Genomic DNA, 16,767 nt, shown 5'->3' with positions numbered 1-16,767 from the left:
GGCGCGTGCGGGGCGTTCCTCCGACAGGCGGCCTGAGCAGGCGCAGGGGCAGGACCGGCGACGCGCGGCGTCGACGGGGCTCAGGCGGCCAGGACCAGGGGCGGGCCGCGGCGCAGCTGGGGAGCGAGGACGGCCCGCTGGGCGGGCGGAAGGTGCACGAGATCGGGGACCGGGCGTGCCGGTCGGGGCAGCACGACGCGGGGCAGCGGCAGCCCGTGCGGCGGATCGGCGAGCACGGTGAGGACCGCGCCCACCAGCGCGGCGCAGCGCAGCAGGAAGCTCTCCCCGCGATGCAGCAGGAGCGAGGTGACCAGGGCGGCCGCGAGGTGCCACAGCAGCATCCGCAGATCCCCATGGCTGCCGTGCAGGGCGTGCTCGGCGACCTCGGCGACACCGTGCCCTGCTCCGTGTCCTGCTCCGTGGACGCCCCCGGTCACGGCGGGCCCGGAGTGCTCGAGGGCCGTGCCGACAGGGATCGTGCCGGTGTGGATCGCGCCGGGGCCGTGGGCGCCGTGCGCACCGTGGCCCAGATGGGAGCCCGGCGGGGCGACGAGCGTGAGGCCCGGATCCCCCGGGGTGCCGGCGGTGAACAGGCCGTGGAACAGGGCCTGGCTGGTCACGACTGCCGCGACCATGCGGGGCAGCGAGAAGCGGGTGCCGGCCAGTACCGTGCACGCGGTGACGGCGAGCCACCAGGGGATCGCGATCCCGAGCCAGGACGGCGGTGCCCCACCGCCCACCAGGTGCCCGCCCAGGGCGACCGCGGTGGCGAGCGAGGCGGCCGTGCCCCCGCGCAGCAGGCGCAGAGGGGTGCGGCTCGCGGTCATGCGACCCATTGTGCCCCGCGCGGACGGGCTCAGCGCGGATGGGCCCCGCGCGGACGGGCTCAGCGCGGGCGCTCCGGGAACCTGCCCTGCCGCTCGCCGCTCAGATCGGGCACCACCATCACGGGCCCTTCGGCGCGCTGCAGCACGGCCCGTGAGACGGAGCCGAGCAGGGTGCTGGCCATGCGCCCATGGCCTCGGGTGCCCAGCACGGTGAGCTGGGCGGCGGAGGTGTGCTCCAGCAGGGTCGTCACCGGTTCGGTGAGCACCACGTCGGAGGTGACCGTGAGCTCCGGGTACCGCGTGCGCAGGTCCTGGGCGTCGGCCTCGAGGCCCTCGGCCAGCTCGGCGCGATGCCGCTCGAGGAGGTCGGGGTCGGGGAGCCAGGCCATGTAGGAGCTGCCCCAGCTCTCCGGCATCGGCATCGACATCATCAGGTGCAGCGGGGCGCGACGGGTCAGCGCCGCCTGCGCCGCGAGCTCGACGGTGGCGCTGCTCTGCTCGGAGCGGTCCACCCCCACCACGACGGGGGAGTCGTCCTCGAGCAGGGCGAAGCTCGCCGCGCCCTGGTCGAGGAGGATCTCGTACTGGCGCGGGACCACCACGGTGGGGCAGTGGGCGTGCGCCGGCAGCGCCGAGGAGACGGAGCCGAGCAGGCGTCCGAAGAAGCCGCCGCGGCCGCGGGCGCCGACCACGGCGAGCTGCGCCGCGGCGGAGAGCCGCACGAGCACCCCCGCGGCATCGCCGTGCTCGGTGCGCAGATCGACCGCCCCCGAGTAGCCGTGCAGCTGCTCGCGCGCCCGGTCGAGCACCTCCTGGGCGGCGGCGAGCCGAGCGACGGGCGCGGGGACGCTGGGCAGGAGAGCGGCGTCCGCGTACGCCATGGTGGGGACCGTGTAGGCGGTCACGACCGTGAGCATGCAGTCGAGGCGCTTCGCGGCCCGTGCGGCGTAGTGCAGCGCCCGCAGTGCGTGGTCGGAGCCGTCGTAGCCGACGAGGACCCCATGGGGGCGGGCGTCGGGATCGACGGGCAGGGGGGACTGAGCGGTGACGTCGTCGTCGTGCATCTCGACCTCCTGGGCCGGGGGCTCTCAGGTCCGACGGCGGCGCCCCCGGGGTGGAGTCCGCCGTCGGTCACCTCATCCTAGGCCTGGAGCCCCTCGACCGGCACGGGCGAAAGTCCCGGTGAGGGGCGATGCCGCCGATCACAGCGCGACGACGCCCGGGATCCGCTCGGCGGTCTCCACGGCGATCGCACGGACCCTGTCCATGATGAAGCGCGCCGCCGGGTTGGCGGTCGTGGAGCGGCGCACGCGCATCTGGACGCGGCGCGTGGGGGCCGGTGGACGCAGCGGGACCGCCACGAGGTCGGAGCGCACGTCCGCCGTGATCAGCGAGGGCTGGACGCTCACGTAGTCGCCGGTCGCGACGAAGCCGGTGACCGCGGCGAAGTCCGAGGGATTGGCCTCGACGGGCGGCGAGAAGCCGGCCGCCCGGCAGGCGGCGGCGATGCGGTCGAACCACCACGAGTCCAGAGGGTCGTCGGTGGCCCAGGGCAGGTCGGCGAGCTCCTGCAGGGCGACGTCCTCCCGGTCCGCCAGGGGGTGCTCCGCGCCCACGAGCGCGGAGTACACCTCCTCGAGCAGGTCCGTCTCGACCCAGTCCGGGCCGAAGGAGGGGGTGACGTCGTCGGTGAGGACGATGTCGGCGCGGCTGCCGGTCTCCTGCACCGAGCAGTCGCGATGCAGCAGGTCCAAGGACAGGTCGGGGAAGGCTCGGCGCACGTCCCGGGCGATCACGGGGACCCAGGTCGCGGCGACGGAGGTCATGTAGCCGAAGGTCAGGGAGCCGGTGCGGCCCTCGGCGAGCTCCCGGGAGAGCCGCTCGAGATCGTCCAGCGCGTCGAGCGCGGCTCCGGCGTGCTTGGCGATGAGGCAGCCGGCGGCGGTGACCGTGATGCCGCGGCCGGTGCGCTCGACCAGGGCCACGCCGGTGTCCCTGCGCAGCGCCGACAGGTGCTGGCTGACGGCCGACGGGGTGTAGCCGAGCGCCTCGGCACTCGCGCGGAGGCTGCCCGTCTCGACGACGGATCTCAGGACGCGGAGCTTCACGGGATCGAGCATGGGACGACCCTACGTCCATTCAGTCGAGCTGAACAGAGGGGTGCGAATCATCGCTTGTCCTTACGGGATGGCGCGCGCAGGATCGAGGCATGCTCTCCGTACTGATCGGCATCGCCCTCATCCTCCTCATCGCCTCCGTGACCGTCGCCCTCGGGGCGCTCACCCGGCTGCTCGCCGCCCGGATCATCGCGCCGCGCCCCCGCTCCCACGGCCTCCTCACCCCGCTGGACCGCATCGCCCTGGGCAACGAGACCATCGCCCGCGACCTCCAGCCCGACGACCTCCGTCCGATCGCGCGCACCGCGGAGCGACGCACCGGGTCGTCCTGGGCCGACGGGTCGATCTGGGCAGACGCTCCCTCGTTCCGGGGTGCGGCGCCGAGCGAGGACCTGGCCGTCCGCTACCCCGGGATCGCCGCCCACGCCCTGCGCTGACGGGGCGGCGAGGGCCTCCCGGCCCGCGCCACCCCGTCGGTGATGCCCGGCTGCGCCACCCGGTCTCGTCACCCGGCTGCGCCACCCGCCCGCACCGTGCGGATCAGCCCTCCTGGCGGCCGAAGCGGGGTGCCGGCAGCGGCGGAGCGACCGCAGCGGGCGTGTCCTCGAGCAGCGCGAGCGCCTCGGTGACGCCGCGCTCGAGCTGCGGGTCCTGCCCGCTCACCCAGGCGTTCGGCGGCAGCGGCACCTCGATGTCGGGCTCGACGCCGTAGTTCTCGATCGACCAGCCCACGCCCTCGAACCAGCTGGCGTACTTGGGCTGGGTGACGCCGGTGCCGTCGACCAGGTCGTAGCGGCCGTCGATGCCGATCACGCCGCCCCAGGTGCGGGTCCCGATCACGGGCCCGATCGGCATGGCCTTGGCGACGGCGTTCACGATGTCGCCGTCGGAGCCCGCCTCCTGGTTGGTCACCAGCACCACCGCGCCGCGCGGCGCGAAGGAGGGGTAGGTGCCCGGCCGCTCGTGGCGCGGGTAGTCCCAGGACAGCACCCGCCGGGCCAGGCGATCGGTGACCAGCTGCGAGGTGTGCCCGCCGCTGTTGTAGCGCACGTCCACGACCAGACCCTCCTTGGTGGTGGCCTCGCGCAGGTCGCGGTGCATCTGCGCCCAGCCGGAGGAGACCATGTCCGGGATGTGGAGGTAGCCCAGGCGCCCGCCGGAGAGCTCGTCGACCAGCGCCCGTCGGGACTCGACCCACGCCTGGTAGCGCAGCGCGGAGTCATCGGCCAGCGGCGTGACCGCGACCCGGTGCTCGGCGCCGTCGCGCAGCAGCACCAGCTCGGTGGGCTTGCCCGCCGCACCCACCAGTGCGGCCTCCACGCCCTCGCGGAGCACGGGACGGCCGTCCACGCGGACCACCGCATCGCCCACCTCGGCGCCCACGCCGGGAGCGAGCAGGGGGGAGCGGGCGTCGGGGTCCGAGGAGTCGCCGGGCAGGATCCGGGTGATCACCCAGCGCCCGTCCTCGACGGCGAAGTCCGCACCCAGGTAGGCCGGGAGCATCGGCGGATCGGCCTTGTACACCCCGCCCTGCACGTAGGCGTGCGAGGTGCCGAGCTCGCCCTGGACCTCCCACATGAGGTCCTGGAAGTCGTCCTCGGTGACCACGCGCTCGATCACCGGGTCGTACCAGGAGGTCATGGCGTGCCAGTCCATGCCGTCCATGTCCGCGCGCCAGTACTGCTGGGCCATGATCCGGTAGTTGTCCCAGAGCATGCCGCGGCGCTCCTCGACCGGGTCCACGGTCAGGCGCAGGCGGGAGGTGTCGATGACGACGCGCGCCGGGTCCTCGTCCTCGACCTTCCGGGCGGCGGGCACCTGCACCCGGTTCTCGCCCTGGGTGATCACGAGCGTCTCGCCGTTCCCGGAGACGGCGAGGTCGGTCACGCCCTCGGCGAGCACGGTGAGCTTGCGGTCCGCGAGGCTCCAGTGCTCGAGCGTCGGCGCCGGCGCCTCTCCTTCCACGCCGGCGCGGGAGCTGCCCAGCACCCCCTGCTGCGGATGGCGCAGCCAGACGAAGCCGCCGCTGACGACGGTGAGATGGGAGTAGTAGCCCGAGACCACCGGGAAGGGCACCAGGCGCGATTCGACCGCCTCGAGGTCGACGCGGGTCGCGGGCGGACGCTGCGCCTCGTCGGCGCCGGCCGCGCTGTGGGAGGTGGCCGGGTGCGAGGACGCCTCGGACGCGGCCTCCGTGCTCGCCGAGGCCGCTGCCGCGCCGCCGGGAGCGGAGCTGCCGGGGTCGCCGGCGCCGCCGCCCTCCGTGCCCGGTGCGTCGGGCGCGGAGGTCCTGTCCGGCTCGGCCGGGCCCCAGCCGTCGGGGTGCGGGCCGAAGGGATCGGGGGTGGTGCGCTCGAGCGGCAGCAGGAAGGGCCGCTCGGCGTTGACGAATCCCAGATCGAAGACCATGTCGTCGTACGCGGTCTCGAAGGTGCGCAGGCTCAGCAGGGCCAGGTGCCTGCCGTCGGCGCTGAAGGCCGGGGCGGAGTCCTGGTACTTCCCGGAGGTGAGGGCGCGACCCGTCGGCTCCGGGTCCTCGGTGTCCGAGATCATCAGGCGGCTGAGCTGCCAGGAGTTCGGCTCGGCCCAGACCAGCCAGCGGCCGTCGGGCGACCAGGCCAGGTCGCGCACCTCGCCGCCGCCGCTGCGGCCGATCTCGCGCACGTGGTCGAGCCGCGGCGCGGGCACCGCGTGCTCGGCATCCTGCTCCCAGGCCGCGGCCGCCGCCTGCTTCCGGCGCGGGGCGGAGGTGCTGGAGCGCGCCGGGTCCTCGAGGCCGCGCAGGGTCACCAGGCGCACCACGTTGTCGTGGGTGGAGATCGCGAGCTTGGAGCCGTCCGGGGAGGGGATCGCGTGCAGGATCCGTCCCACCTCGCCGAGATCGAGCCGGATCTCCTCCCCGCCGCCGTCCAGCCGCGCGAGGGCGAGCACGTCGGAGCCGATCCCGCCGCTCTCCCTGTCGGTCTGCGCCTCCGCATCGGAGACGAACAGCGCGAAGTCGGAGCGGCCCAGCGGCCGCACCTCGCGCAGGCGCAGTCCGCACGTCCCGGCCAGCAGGCGCGAGGGCCCGCCGCGGTGGGTGAGCGCATGGGCGCTGCCGCGCCATTCGACGACGCTCGCGCGAGCGTCGTGGAGCGGGCGCATGGCCAGCAGGTTCCTGCTCGGCGAGGCCGGGCGGGGCAGCCGCGAGGCGCCGACGCCGGCGGCCAGGATCTCGACCTCGCGCGGCTCGGCGTCCAGGGAGTCCATCGCGAAGAGCCGTCCGCGAGAGCTGAACACGATGCTCGTGCCGTCGGTCGCGGGCTCGCGCAGGTAGCCCTGCTCGGAGCTGAAGGAGGTGTGGGAGCGCAGGTCGGAGCCGTCGATCGCGACGGACCAGAGGTTCGCGGCGGCGCGGTCGGTCAGGGCCGCGCCGGGGCCGGGGGTGTCCGCGGCGAACAGCAGCCGGTCCCCGTACCAGGCGATCCGCAGCTTCGAGGCGAGGATCTCGTCCAGCAGCGGCTCCCAGGACCGGCCGGCGTGCGCCTCGGTCGGGGCCTCGAGCGGGACGTCCTCGTGGGAGATCCACAGCTTCACCGCGGTGCCGCCCTGGTAGTGCTTCCAGGAGGCCTGGTCGCGGCGCCACGGGGTGGAGACCACGGTGGTGCCGGAGGGGTGGATCGCGACCTCGCCGCTGCGGCCCAGCGGCAGCAGCTCGGCCTCACCGTCGAGGGTGATCGCCCAGAGCTGCGCGTCCCGGGCGATCGGGGCGGCGTAGCTGGTGGAGGCGACGATGCGGCCGTCGGGCAGCCAGCCGACGACCTTCGTGCTCGGCCGGCCCCAGGAGGTCAGCCGTCGCGGGGCGGTGGCGCCCTCGGCGTCGATCACCCAGACCTCGGGGCCGCCCGAGGTGCGAGAGGTGTAGGCGATGTGCTCCCCGTCGGGGGAGAAGCGCGGGTACGCGACCGGGGCGCCCTCGTCGGTCAGCCGCCAGGCGCGACCGCCGGCCAGCGGGGCCAGCCAGACGTCGTTCGCGGCGGTGAAGGTCAGGAGCTCGCCCCGGACATCGGGGTGGCGGAGGTACGCGGCATGGGCGGGCGTCGTCGGCATGGTCTCCACCCTATGCCGGAGCACGGACGGCGGACGAGGGAAATCGCGCCGCCCGGCCCGGATCTCAGCCCAGCGCGTCGGCGATGACGGCGTCCGCCCGGTGCAGGGCGGCCGCGAGCTCGGCGCGGGTCACGTCCGCCTCACCCTGCCATCCGGCGTCGGCTCCCGGCGCCATGCCCGCCGCCGCGAGCCAGGCCGCGTCCTGCGGGAGCGCGATCCCGGCCGGGGAGTCGTCCGTGGTCCCCGCCGCCGGGTCCCAGGTCGCGCCCACCGCGGCCAGCGCCGGGCGCAGCAGGGCGGCGAGCATGCCGGCCGCGCAGTCGCGCGTGGCCCGCCGTGCGGGGTGCACCTTGAGCTCGGCATCGCCCCACAGCGCTCCGCGGCCGTGCAGCCAGAGCAGGGCCGAGACCTGCTCAGGGGCCTCGTCGAGGTCGACGATCAGCACGGGCATGCCCTCGAGCGGCACCTCGGGAGTGCCGGCGAAGCGGTGCAGCGCGGCGGCGACCTCCCCGCGGGTCACGGACGCGCCCGGGGAGAAGGTGCCGCCCGCCGCGGGCAGCACCCCGGTCTCCTCGGCCCAGATCATCTCCTCGAGCCCCGCGGCGCCGTCGGCCACGTCGGTGAACGGGCTGGTGGTGGGCCCGAGAGCGCGGGTCAGGAGCACGCCGGCCGAGAGGGTGCCGCCCGCCGCGGCGGCCGCAGCCCCCGCCAGCAGCAGGGTGCGGCGGCTCGGGGCGCGCAGGACGCGTGCGGGCCCCGCGGCGCGGGAGGCGGGTGCCGATGCGGGTGTCGATGCGGGTGCGGAGGCGGGTGCCGGGGACGGTGCAGAGGCGTGCGCGGCGGCGGTCGGCGCTCCGGGGCGGCCGGGGCGCAGGTGCGGGGCGGCGGGGCGTCTCAGAGCCACTGCAGCTCTCGCATCCTGCGCACGATCGCCCAGCTCGCCACGAGGTTCCCCCAGCCGTTGAGGTGGATGCCGTCGGCGGCGACCAGCAGCGGCGGGACCACCGCGCGGCCGAGCGCCTCCAGCGTGGTGCCCTGCTCCAGGAGCTGCAGCGGTGCGAGCGGCGAGCTGCTCAGGCCCTCCTCGTCGGTCAGCAGCCGCTGCAGGTCCAGGAAGTGCTCGCCGTGCCGCGCGGCGAGCTCGGCGTTGACCTCGGCCACCGCCTCGCCGGTCGTCGAGCCCCGGGCATCCCTCTCGGTGCACCAGTGGCCCAGCACCAGCGAGTCGCCCTCGGGGACCGCCTCGTACAGGCGGCGGGTGTCCTCGAGCACCCCGGGGACGTCGAGGATGTTGTTCTTGCCCGCCCACAGCACCTGGCGCGAGCCCTCCGCGATCTCGGCCAGGGAGGAGGCGAAGGTGCCGCCGTCGATCCTGGCGGCAGGAGCCGCCGGTGTGAACAGCCAGCTGCCCGAGCTGCCGTCGAGCATGCCGGCGGTGCCGTCCACGCGGCCTGGCACCCGCAGCGGACCGGCGGGGTCGAGACCGGGGTCCAGGGCCACCCGGACCTCGCCGGTGGCGGGATCCGGGTCGCCCAGCACCTCGAGGGCGGGCGTGTCCAGGCCGCGCATGAGCAGGGTGTGCGGCGATCTCGTGGCACCCACGCCGAAGGCGTGCACCGGGGCGGGGGCCGCCGAGAGCGCGAGGTGCTCGTGGATGCGGATCGGCAGCGCGGTGGCCTCGGCCCCGCCCTCCGAGCTCATCGAGGAGGAGCCCCACAGGGTCAGGGGGCGCGCGGCGGACTCGGGACGCAGCAGGCGGCGGGCGGAGGGGGTGCCGGTGGTCGCGGCCGACGGCGCGGCGGGCACTGGTGCGGCGGGAGCGGGCACGGCAGGCGCAGCCGGGGCGGCGGCGGTCTGCGGCGCGGGCATCGGGTCCTCCGTGGAGCGGTGCTGATCGAGCGCACCGGTCGGCGCCCACGGCCTCCTACTCTATGGGAACCTCGGGGGCAGGGCCAGGGTGGCGACGGTGATCCTCGCCGGTCCGCCGGACGCCCTCGGTTCGATCCGCGTCCTCGCGGATCCGTGCGCCCGCGGTCCTCCCACCTCGCGCAGATCCCGGACCTCGCGCAGATCTCAGACCTCGTGCAGCGCGGGCTCCCCGACCGGCACCACATAGGTGCGGTCCACGCTCACCTCCGCATCGGGACGGGTGACCTCGGGGATGGTCTTGAACTCCACGCGCAGCTCCTCGGTCGAGTACTCGGAGAGGACGTAGCCGCGCCGCCCGCGGATGTACTTGATGTGGGGGTTCTCGGCGAGCACCTCCTCCTCACCGTTGACCACCTCGCTGCCGTCCCCTCCCGAGGTGATCGCGGTGGTCACCAGCTCGACGCCCACGGTGGGGGAGTCCGGCTCCCAGAAGTCGGCCTTGAGCTCGTTCGCGAAGTGGACGTGCACGTCCCCGGTGAGCACCACGGGGTTGGCGATGCCGCGCTCGCTCCAGGTGCTCACGATCTCGTCGCGCTCGGCCCGGTAGCCGTCCCATCCGTCGGATCCGAGGGTGGTCTCGGGGCCGGCGGCGTTGTCCCGCTTGGCGAAGAAGACGCTCTGGGCGAGCAGCTGCCAGGGCGCGGAGGACTCCGTCATCCCGTCGATCAGCCACTGCCGCTGGTCCCACCCGAGCATCGTGCGCTCGGGATCCGTCTGCTCCTCGCAGTCGGTGAACCACCAGGTCGAGCCGCCGTCATGGCAGGCCTGCAGGTCGCGGTACTGGCGGGTGTCGAGGACGTGGAAGGTGGCCAGGTCCCCCCAGTGCAGGCGGCGGAACAGCTGCATCGAGGAGCCGACCGGCGCGCTCGAGCGCCGCAGCGGCATGTTCTCGTAGTAGGCCTGCGTGGCGGCGGCCCTGCGGGCCGCCCAGGCGTCGGTGGGCACGCCGTCCTTCGGGTACTCCCCGGCCCAGTTGTCCTGGATCTCGTGGTCGTCCCAGGTGACGATCCACGGCGCCGCCGCATGGAGCTGCTGCAGATCGGGATCGGTCTTGTAGGTCGCGTAGCGCAGCCGATAGTCCTCGAGCGTGGTGCACAGCTTGTGCGGGTGGGTGCGGACCACGTCGGTGCCGGGCCCGCCCTCGTAGATGTAGTCGCCGAGGGCGAACACGAGATCCGGGTTCTCCTCGGCGGCCCGGCGGTACGCCGTGAACCAGCCGCCCTCCCAGTGGGAGCAGGACAGGTGCACCATCCGCAGGGTCCGGGTGCTGCCGTCGGCCGGGGTGGTCAGGGTGCGACCCACGGGGGAGACGTGCCGCCCGGCGCGGAAGCGGTAGAAGAACTCGGAGTCCGCGGGGAGGTCCTCGAGCTCGACGTGCAGGCTGTGCGCCTCCTCGGGGCGGGCGGTCTCCGTCCCCCGGCGCACGATGCTGCGGAACGTCGAGTCGCTCGCGAGCTCCCAGCGCACCTCCACGGGAGCGTTCGGCATGCCGCCGCGGCCGTCGAGGACGTGAGGGTCCACCGCCAGGCGGGTCCACAGCACGACGGAGCTGCTGGTCGGGTCGCCCGAGGCGATCCCGAGGGTGAAGGGGTCCTGCTGCTGCCAGCCGCCGTCCGCCCGTGCCGGCTGCACGCCGAGCACACCGGCGGCGGCGAGCGTGGTGAGCGAGGCGCCGGTGAAGATGCGGCGGCTCATCCGGCGCTGCCGGGCGAGGTTCGCGCGGCGGTCCGGGGCGACGAAGCGGGTGGGCAGGACGGGGTCGACGGGGAGGAGGCCGGCGGAAAGATCCATCATGATCCTTTTCTGAGAAGAGAATTCTTTTCATAAGTATCACGGCGGAGCGTCGGCGTCGCGGGGTTCGCGACGACTCGCAGAGGTCGTCATCGAGCGGTCATCGACCTGTCACCGACCGCTCGTCGACCGGCCATCGGCGCGGCGGCCGGGGTTCATCGTGGTGACGCGCCCGTGCCGCGGCGGGGCGGTGGTCGCCGTCGAGGGAGGTCAGGGCATGTCGTAGTCGACGACCACCGGGGAGTGGTCGGAGAGCCGCACGCCGCGGACGTCCCGGTCGACCTCGGCACGCAGGGCGCTCCGGGCCAGGCGCGGGGTCGCGAGGTGGTAGTCCAGGCGCCAGCCGGAGTCCTTCGCGAAGGACTGCCCGAGCCAGGACCACCACGAGTACGGGCCGTCCTGATCGGGGTGCAGGCTGCGCACGACGTCGACCAGGGTGCGCGGGGTCAGCTGCTGCCCCAGCCACTCGCGCTCCTCCGGGAGGAACCCGTCGTTGTGCTGGTTCCGTCGCCACGCGGCCAGGTCCTGGCGGGTGTGGGCGATGTTCAGGTCGCCCATCAGCAGGAACTCGCGACCGGCGGCCGCGGCGGCACGCCGGGTGCGGGTGAGATGTCGGGCGAAGGCGGCCATGAACGCCATCTTGCGGGCGTAGCGCGCACCCCCGTCGGGCGCCTCCCGCATCCGCTCGGGACGCTGCAGCGCGGCGGGCAGGCCGCCCTTGGGGAGGTAGAGGCAGGCGATGGTGAGCGGCGCGTCCGCGAGGTCGACCTCGAGGTAGCGGCCCTCCGCGGCGAAGCGCCCGAGCCCGCGGGCGAGCGGGACGCGGTCCGGGGCCGGGACGGGCCGGAGGGCGGCGTCCCCTCCCGTCGACCCGTCGGCAGCTCGGGGACCGACTGCGGCCGCGGGCCCGTCCGCTGCCGTGGACCCGACGGTCGGCCCGCCCACGTGCGCCTCCCCGCTCCAGGTCCGCACCGCCACGGGTGCCTCCCGCGTGAGCACGGCGACGCCGTTGCGGCCCGGGAGGGAGCCGGTGTCGAGGGCCACGTGATAGGCGCCGAAGGACCCGGCGGGGATCCTGTCGACCTGCGCCCGCACCTCCTGCAGCGCGACCACGTCGCATCCGCGCCCGGCCAGCCAGTCGCCGAAACCGCGCCGATGCGTCGCCCGGATCCCGTTGACGTTGGCGGTGGCGATGCGGAGCATGGTGCGAGGCTACGTGTCCTCCGGCGCGGTGGGCGCGTCGACGGGCGCACCGGCCCCGGGGTCCTCAGCCGGCGGGGCCCTCATCGGACGGGGCCCTCAGCCGGCGAGGTCCTCCGCGGTCGAGGCGATCATCGCGTCGCGCGCCTCGCGGCGCCGACGCTGCTCGACGGGGTCCGGCACCGGCACCGCGGCCAGCAGGCGCTGCGTGTAGGGGTGCTGGGGATCCCCGACGACGGCGGCGGACGGGCCGACCTCGAGCAGGTGCCCGCGGCGCATCACCGCGATCCGACTCGCGACCATCTCCACGACCGCCAGGTCGTGGCTGATGAAGAGGCACGCGAAGCCGTACTCCTCCTGCAGGTTCCGGAACAGCGTGAGCACCGTGGCCTGCACGGAGACGTCCAGGGCCGAGGTGGGCTCGTCCGCGACCAGGAGCTTGGGCCGCAGGGCGAGGGCCCGGGCGATGCCGACGCGCTGGCGCTGCCCGCCGGAGAGCTCGTGCGGGTAGCGGTTGCGCATGGAGCGGGGGAGCTCGACCGCGTCGAGCAGCTGCTCGACGCGACGGCCCCGCTCGGCGGCGTCCAGGTCCTGGTGGAGCAGGATCGGCTCCCCGATCGATTCGCCGATCGGCAGGCGCGGGTTCAGCGAGGACCCGGGGTCCTGGAACACGAAGCCGACCGTGCTGCGCATCTGGCGCAGCTGCTTGTTCGTCGTCCCCGCGACCTCGAAGCCGTCGACCGTGAGGGAGCCCTCGACGACGGGGACGAGCCCGACGGCGGCCCGCCCGATCGTGGTCTTGCCCGAGCCGGACTCGCCGACGAGCCCCACGACCTCACCGGGGCCGATCGTGAGGTCGATCGAGTGGGCGGCGCGGAACGCCTTCTTCCTCCCCGTGCCCGGGTACTCGATGCAGGTCCCCGCGAGCTGGAGCGCCGCGGCCCCCTCGGAGGGCTCGCTGCCGGGGTGGACGAAGGTCTCGTCGGAGGTGATCGGGATGACCGGGGCGGACTGGGCCTCGTCGGCCGCCTCGGCGTCGGAGCCGAAGGCCACCTCCTGCGATCCTGCTCCCAGGTGCGGCACCGAGTCCAGCAGCCGCTGGGTGTAGGGGTGCTGGGGGCTCGTGAAGATCTCGGCGGCCGTGCCCTCCTCGACCACCTCGCCCTGCTTCATGACGAGGATGCGGTCGGCCATGTCCGCCACCACGCCCATGTCGTGCGTGATGAGGATGATGCCGGCGTCCACCTTCCGGCGCAGATCGCGCATGAGCTTGAGGATCTCCGCCTGCACGGTCACGTCGAGGGCGGTGGTGGGCTCGTCGGCGATGAGCAGCTTCGGTTCGCAGGCCAGGGCCTGGGCGATCATGATGCGCTGGCGCTGCCCGCCGGAGAGCTGGTGGGGGAAGGAGTCGTAGCGCTCCTCGGGATCGGGGATCTCGACCAGGCGCATGAGGCGCAGGGCCTCCTGCTTGGCCTCCCGCGGACCCATCACGGTGTGGGCGCGCAGCGTCTCGGTGATCTGGAAGCCCGCCGTGTACACGGGATTCAGCGCCGTCATGGGCTCCTGGAAGATCACCGAGATGTCCTTGCCCCGCACCTGCTGCAGGCGCTCCTGGCTCATCCCGATCAGCTCGCGCCCGTTGAGGGTCGCCGAGCCCGAGGCCCGGCCGTTGCGCGGGACCAGGCCCAGCAGCGACATGGAGGACTGCGACTTGCCGGAACCCGACTCCCCGACGATCGCGAGCACCTCGCCGGGGTGCAGGTCGTAGGTGAGCCCGCGGGCGGCGGTGAACCACTCGTCGTTCACCCAGAACCGCACCCCGAGGTCGCGGACCGAGAGAATGGGCGCGGGGGCGTCGGCGGGGGCGGACCCGTCCCGGTGCTGTGCGGTCATCGGCGCTCATCTCCTTCGTCGTCATCATCCACGGCGCCGGATCCTGCGTCGGCGGATCCCGTGCCCTCGGGCGCTCCGTCCGCGGTCGCCGTGCCGTCGGCCCCGTCGTCGAGGGTCGACCCCGCCGTCGCGGACGCTCCCCCGCGCGGCGCGGTGCTCGTGCCCGAGCCGCCGTCCTCGCCGAGGCGGCCGGCACGACGGTCCGCACGATCCATCTTCCGCTGCGAGGGGATGGACTTGGTGCGGGGGTCGAAGGCGTCGCGCAGGCCGTCGCCGACGAAGTTCACGCACAGCGCGATGAGGATGATGAACAGGCCCGCCCACCAGAACAGCCAGGGGCGGTTCGCGAAGGCCGACTGGTACTCGTTGATCAGCTGGCCCAGCGAGATCTGCGGCGGGCGGATCCCGAAGCCGAGGAAGCTCAGCGCGGCCTCGAGCACGATCGCCTGGCTCATCAGCAGGGTCGTGGCGACGATGATGACGCCCATCGAGTTCGGGAGCATGTGCTTGACCATGATGCGCACGTCCCCCGCTCCGGAGACCCGGGCGGAGTCGACGAACTCCCGTTCACGCAGCGCCATGAACTCCCCTCGCACCAGGCGGGCGAGCGATGTCCACAGGATGCAGCCCAGGGCGATCGCGAGCATCGGTGCCATGTAGAGCCCCTGCGGGATGCCGAACAGGGAGAAGTTCGGGCCGCTGACGAGCTTGCCCAGGATCGATCCGATGACGATCGTGGGCAGGATGATGAAGCCGTCGGTGACGCGCATCAGCAGACGGTCCAGCGGGCCGCGGTAGAAGCCGGCCAGGGCGCCGACGATCGTGCCGATCACCAGCGAGACCAGGCCGATGATGGCCATCACCATGATCGAGATCTGGATGCCCTTCATGACCCGGGCGAAGTTGTCCCGGCCGATCTCGTCCTGGCCGAAGGGGCGGCTGCCGGGGTTCAGCGGGTCCGAGAGGGACCAGGTCGGCGCGCCGGCCGGGTTCTCGATCGGGGCGGAGCTGGTGTGGTCGTGGATCCACCAGCCGGGGATCGGCCCGACGCCCTGGGCGCTGAAGGCGAGCAGCGCGATCAGGGCGAACATGATGAGGCTGCCGACGGCGCCCTTGTGGCGGAAGAACTTCCGGCGCACGATCGCGCCCTGGCTGAGCCCCTCGGTCTCCTTGTGCTCGATCGCGTTCTCGGCGACGTCGTCGGTGGTGCCGGAGGACGGGCTGAAGGCGACGTCCCCCTTCTCGGGCTGTGGAGTGCTCATCAGGCGTTCACCCGGATCCGTGGGTCGAGGACCGCGTAGAGGAAGTCCGCCACCAGGTTGGCGATGACGGCGAGCAGGCCCGTGATGACGATGTACGCCATGATCGGGTCGAGCTCGTTGCGGTTCATGGAGTCGATGAAGAGCTTGCCCATCCCGTTCCAGCCGAAGATGGACTCCGTGATGACGGCACCTCCGATCATGGTGATGATGTCGACGGGGACCACCGAGGCCAGCGGGAGCAGGGCGTTGCGCAGCGCATGGCGCATGACGACCGTGCGCTCCGGGAGGCCCTTCGCGCGGGCCGTGCGGATGTAGTCCTGGCCCAGCACCTCGAGCATCGACCCGCGCGTGTAGCGGGTGTAGGACGCGATCGAGATGCAGATGAGGGCGATCGAGGGGAGCAGCAGGTGGGTGAACGTGTCGAGGTTCGTGATCCAGAAGCCGCCCTCGAGGTTCGGGGTGCTCGCGCCGATGGTCGCGATGGGTCGATTGTTGATCGCCGGATGCTGGTTGTAGCGCGGCCACTCCTGGAACATCCGGTCGACGAACACGATCAGGCTCATGAGCCCGGCCGTGATCGCTCCGCCCCGCGCCGAGACCCACGGGTCGGGCCCGCGGAGCAGGAGGCCGACGCCGAGGCCGATCGCGACAGCGGCCACGAAGAGCAGCGCCATCCACAGCCAGGTCATGGACACGTAGTAGAAGAGGTTCAGCAGCGGCATGTAGAGCGCGATGCCGATCACCGCGACCGCCAGCGCGGTCAGCAGCGCCCGCCGGTTCCCGAACCCGGTCGAGAGGTACGTCGTCACCAGGGCGGCGACGAGGCCGAGCACGCCGACGCCGACGATCCCGAACGACGGCTCGTTCAGCCACCCGGTGGCGAGGATGACCCAGATGGTCGCGAGGGTGACCACGGTGGCGCCGACGAAGGAGATCGCGCGGCGCCGGAGCCGGCCTCCCAGCGCGGCCGTCCACACCACACCGGAGATCAGGGACACCACGATGATCGTCCCCCACCCGATGACGGGATCGGCGAGGAAGTTGTTGAACTCGATCGCCCCGTACTGCTTGAGCAGCACCGCGACCCAGAACACGGGCAGCGAGTAGAGCAGGAAGTTCAGGAAGGTGATGAAGTAGTCGAAGCCCGTGTACTGCCGGATCGCGGAGACCATGCCGACGAAGACGCCGATCACGATGGACACCAGCGTCGCCAGCGTGACCAGCTTGATCGTGTTCGCGATCGCGCCCGGCAGCTGGGAGGTGACGTCCTGGCCGACGTACCAGGCCGAGCCCAGATCGCAGGATCCCACCAGACAGCCGGAGGCTCCGAGGAGCCACTGGAGGTACCGGACGACCGCCGGGGTGTCGAGATCCAGCTGCCGGTCACGGTTGGCGAACAGCTGCTCGATGTTCGGCGCGGTGCTCGCCCGCAGGTCGAAGTAGTAGTCCAGGGTCAGGTCGAGCAGCAGGTACAGGACGAAGGTGACGACCAGCAGCACGAGAGCGGTCGACAGGGTTCTGCGGAGCAGGAATCTGATCATCGGCACATCACGATCGGGGGGTCGTGGGGACGACCGCGGCGCCTCGCCCTCGCCGGGCGTGCCGCGGTCGTCCCCGGGAGGGCGGCCGACGTCTCGATCTCACGAGACGCGGTGGGGC

At 73.4% G+C, this 16,767-nt stretch carries 12 protein-coding genes; 1 reads left to right on the top strand and 11 read right to left on the bottom strand.

Translation table 11 applies throughout. The features are described 5' to 3' along the window. Positions 1-80 precede the first annotated feature (80 nt). The 3 genes from ACT3SP_RS01150 to ACT3SP_RS01140 form a co-directional block, all read right to left on the bottom strand. On the bottom strand, positions 81-827 hold the full coding sequence (locus ACT3SP_RS01150; protein WP_444585396.1) for a hypothetical protein: 747 nt from the start codon (positions 825-827) through the stop codon (positions 81-83). Positions 828-886: 59 nt separating this feature from the next. Further along, positions 887-1,891 carry a universal stress protein gene (locus ACT3SP_RS01145; RefSeq protein ID WP_444585395.1) on the bottom strand — a complete coding sequence of 335 codons (1,005 nt, stop codon included), beginning with the start codon at positions 1,889-1,891 and terminating at the stop codon, positions 887-889. 138 nt (positions 1,892-2,029) lie between these two features. Then, positions 2,030-2,947, bottom strand: coding sequence for a LysR family transcriptional regulator (locus ACT3SP_RS01140; RefSeq protein ID WP_444585394.1), 918 nt, complete (start codon positions 2,945-2,947; stop codon positions 2,030-2,032). Between the two features lie 89 nt (positions 2,948-3,036). Between ACT3SP_RS01140 and ACT3SP_RS01135 the strand changes: the two genes are divergently transcribed. Then, on the top strand, positions 3,037-3,381 hold the full coding sequence (locus tag ACT3SP_RS01135) for a hypothetical protein (RefSeq protein ID WP_444585393.1): 345 nt from the start codon (positions 3,037-3,039) through the stop codon (positions 3,379-3,381). Positions 3,382-3,484: 103 nt separating this feature from the next. Here ACT3SP_RS01135 and ACT3SP_RS01130 read toward each other — a convergent pair whose 3' ends face one another. From ACT3SP_RS01130 to ACT3SP_RS01095, 8 genes are all read right to left on the bottom strand, one after another. Next, a complete protein-coding gene (locus tag ACT3SP_RS01130) occupies positions 3,485-7,033 on the bottom strand; it encodes a S41 family peptidase (RefSeq protein WP_444585392.1) in 3,549 nt (1,182 codons plus the stop codon). Positions 7,034-7,097: 64 nt separating this feature from the next. Next, positions 7,098-7,937: an S-layer homology domain-containing protein gene (locus ACT3SP_RS01125; protein ID WP_444585391.1), complete on the bottom strand. Its 840-nt coding sequence runs from the start codon at positions 7,935-7,937 to the stop codon at positions 7,098-7,100. Beyond that, entirely contained in the window at positions 7,928-8,902 is a 975-nt protein-coding gene (locus ACT3SP_RS01120) for a hypothetical protein (RefSeq protein WP_444585390.1), read from the bottom strand. Before ACT3SP_RS01120 ends, ACT3SP_RS01125 begins: the two co-directional genes overlap by 10 nt. A gap of 204 nt (positions 8,903-9,106) precedes the next feature. Beyond that, positions 9,107-10,753 (bottom strand): alkaline phosphatase D family protein, encoded by a 1,647-nt coding sequence (locus ACT3SP_RS01115; protein ID WP_444585389.1) that lies wholly within the window; start codon positions 10,751-10,753, stop codon positions 9,107-9,109. A gap of 210 nt (positions 10,754-10,963) precedes the next feature. Then, positions 10,964-11,956, bottom strand: coding sequence for an exodeoxyribonuclease III (locus ACT3SP_RS01110; protein WP_444585388.1), 993 nt, complete (start codon positions 11,954-11,956; stop codon positions 10,964-10,966). Positions 11,957-12,052: 96 nt separating this feature from the next. Further along, positions 12,053-13,846, bottom strand: a complete 1,794-nt coding sequence (locus tag ACT3SP_RS01105) for an ABC transporter ATP-binding protein (RefSeq protein ID WP_444585387.1) — start codon at positions 13,844-13,846, stop codon at positions 12,053-12,055. After that, positions 13,843-15,108 (bottom strand): ABC transporter permease, encoded by a 1,266-nt coding sequence (locus ACT3SP_RS01100; protein ID WP_444585386.1) that lies wholly within the window; start codon positions 15,106-15,108, stop codon positions 13,843-13,845. The genes ACT3SP_RS01105 and ACT3SP_RS01100 overlap by 4 nt, the downstream gene beginning before the upstream one ends. Beyond that, complete coding sequence (locus tag ACT3SP_RS01095; protein WP_444585385.1) at positions 15,108-16,649, bottom strand: ABC transporter permease; 1,542 nt, start codon at positions 16,647-16,649, stop codon at positions 15,108-15,110. The genes ACT3SP_RS01100 and ACT3SP_RS01095 overlap by 1 nt, the downstream gene beginning before the upstream one ends. Between the last annotated feature and the right edge of the window lie 118 nt (positions 16,650-16,767).

Source organism: Brachybacterium sp. AOP43-C2-M15, assembly GCF_052446295.1.
Lineage (GTDB): Bacteria > Actinomycetota > Actinomycetes > Actinomycetales > Dermabacteraceae > Brachybacterium.
The sequence above is the reverse complement of the archived record's forward strand: the minus strand, read 5'-3'. Positions and strand labels throughout refer to the sequence as shown.

What these genes read in the sequence shown, in the direction of transcription:
- ACT3SP_RS01150 (WP_444585396.1), bottom strand. Translation starts at nt 827, where the DNA reads ATGACCGCGAGCCGCACCCCTCTGCGCCTGCTGCGCGGGGGCACGGCC.
- ACT3SP_RS01145 (WP_444585395.1), bottom strand. Translation starts at nt 1,891, where the DNA reads ATGCACGACGACGACGTCACCGCTCAGTCCCCCCTGCCCGTCGATCCC.
- ACT3SP_RS01140 (WP_444585394.1), bottom strand. Translation starts at nt 2,947, where the DNA reads ATGCTCGATCCCGTGAAGCTCCGCGTCCTGAGATCCGTCGTCGAGACG.
- ACT3SP_RS01135 (WP_444585393.1), top strand. Translation starts at nt 3,037, where the DNA reads ATGCTCTCCGTACTGATCGGCATCGCCCTCATCCTCCTCATCGCCTCC.
- ACT3SP_RS01130 (WP_444585392.1), bottom strand. Translation starts at nt 7,033, where the DNA reads ATGCCGACGACGCCCGCCCATGCCGCGTACCTCCGCCACCCCGATGTC.
- ACT3SP_RS01120 (WP_444585390.1), bottom strand. Translation starts at nt 8,902, where the DNA reads ATGCCCGCGCCGCAGACCGCCGCCGCCCCGGCTGCGCCTGCCGTGCCC.
- ACT3SP_RS01115 (WP_444585389.1), bottom strand. Translation starts at nt 10,753, where the DNA reads ATGGATCTTTCCGCCGGCCTCCTCCCCGTCGACCCCGTCCTGCCCACC.
- ACT3SP_RS01110 (WP_444585388.1), bottom strand. Translation starts at nt 11,956, where the DNA reads ATGCTCCGCATCGCCACCGCCAACGTCAACGGGATCCGGGCGACGCAT.
- ACT3SP_RS01105 (WP_444585387.1), bottom strand. Translation starts at nt 13,846, where the DNA reads ATGACCGCACAGCACCGGGACGGGTCCGCCCCCGCCGACGCCCCCGCG.
- ACT3SP_RS01100 (WP_444585386.1), bottom strand. Translation starts at nt 15,108, where the DNA reads ATGAGCACTCCACAGCCCGAGAAGGGGGACGTCGCCTTCAGCCCGTCC.
- ACT3SP_RS01095 (WP_444585385.1), bottom strand. Translation starts at nt 16,649, where the DNA reads ATGATCAGATTCCTGCTCCGCAGAACCCTGTCGACCGCTCTCGTGCTG.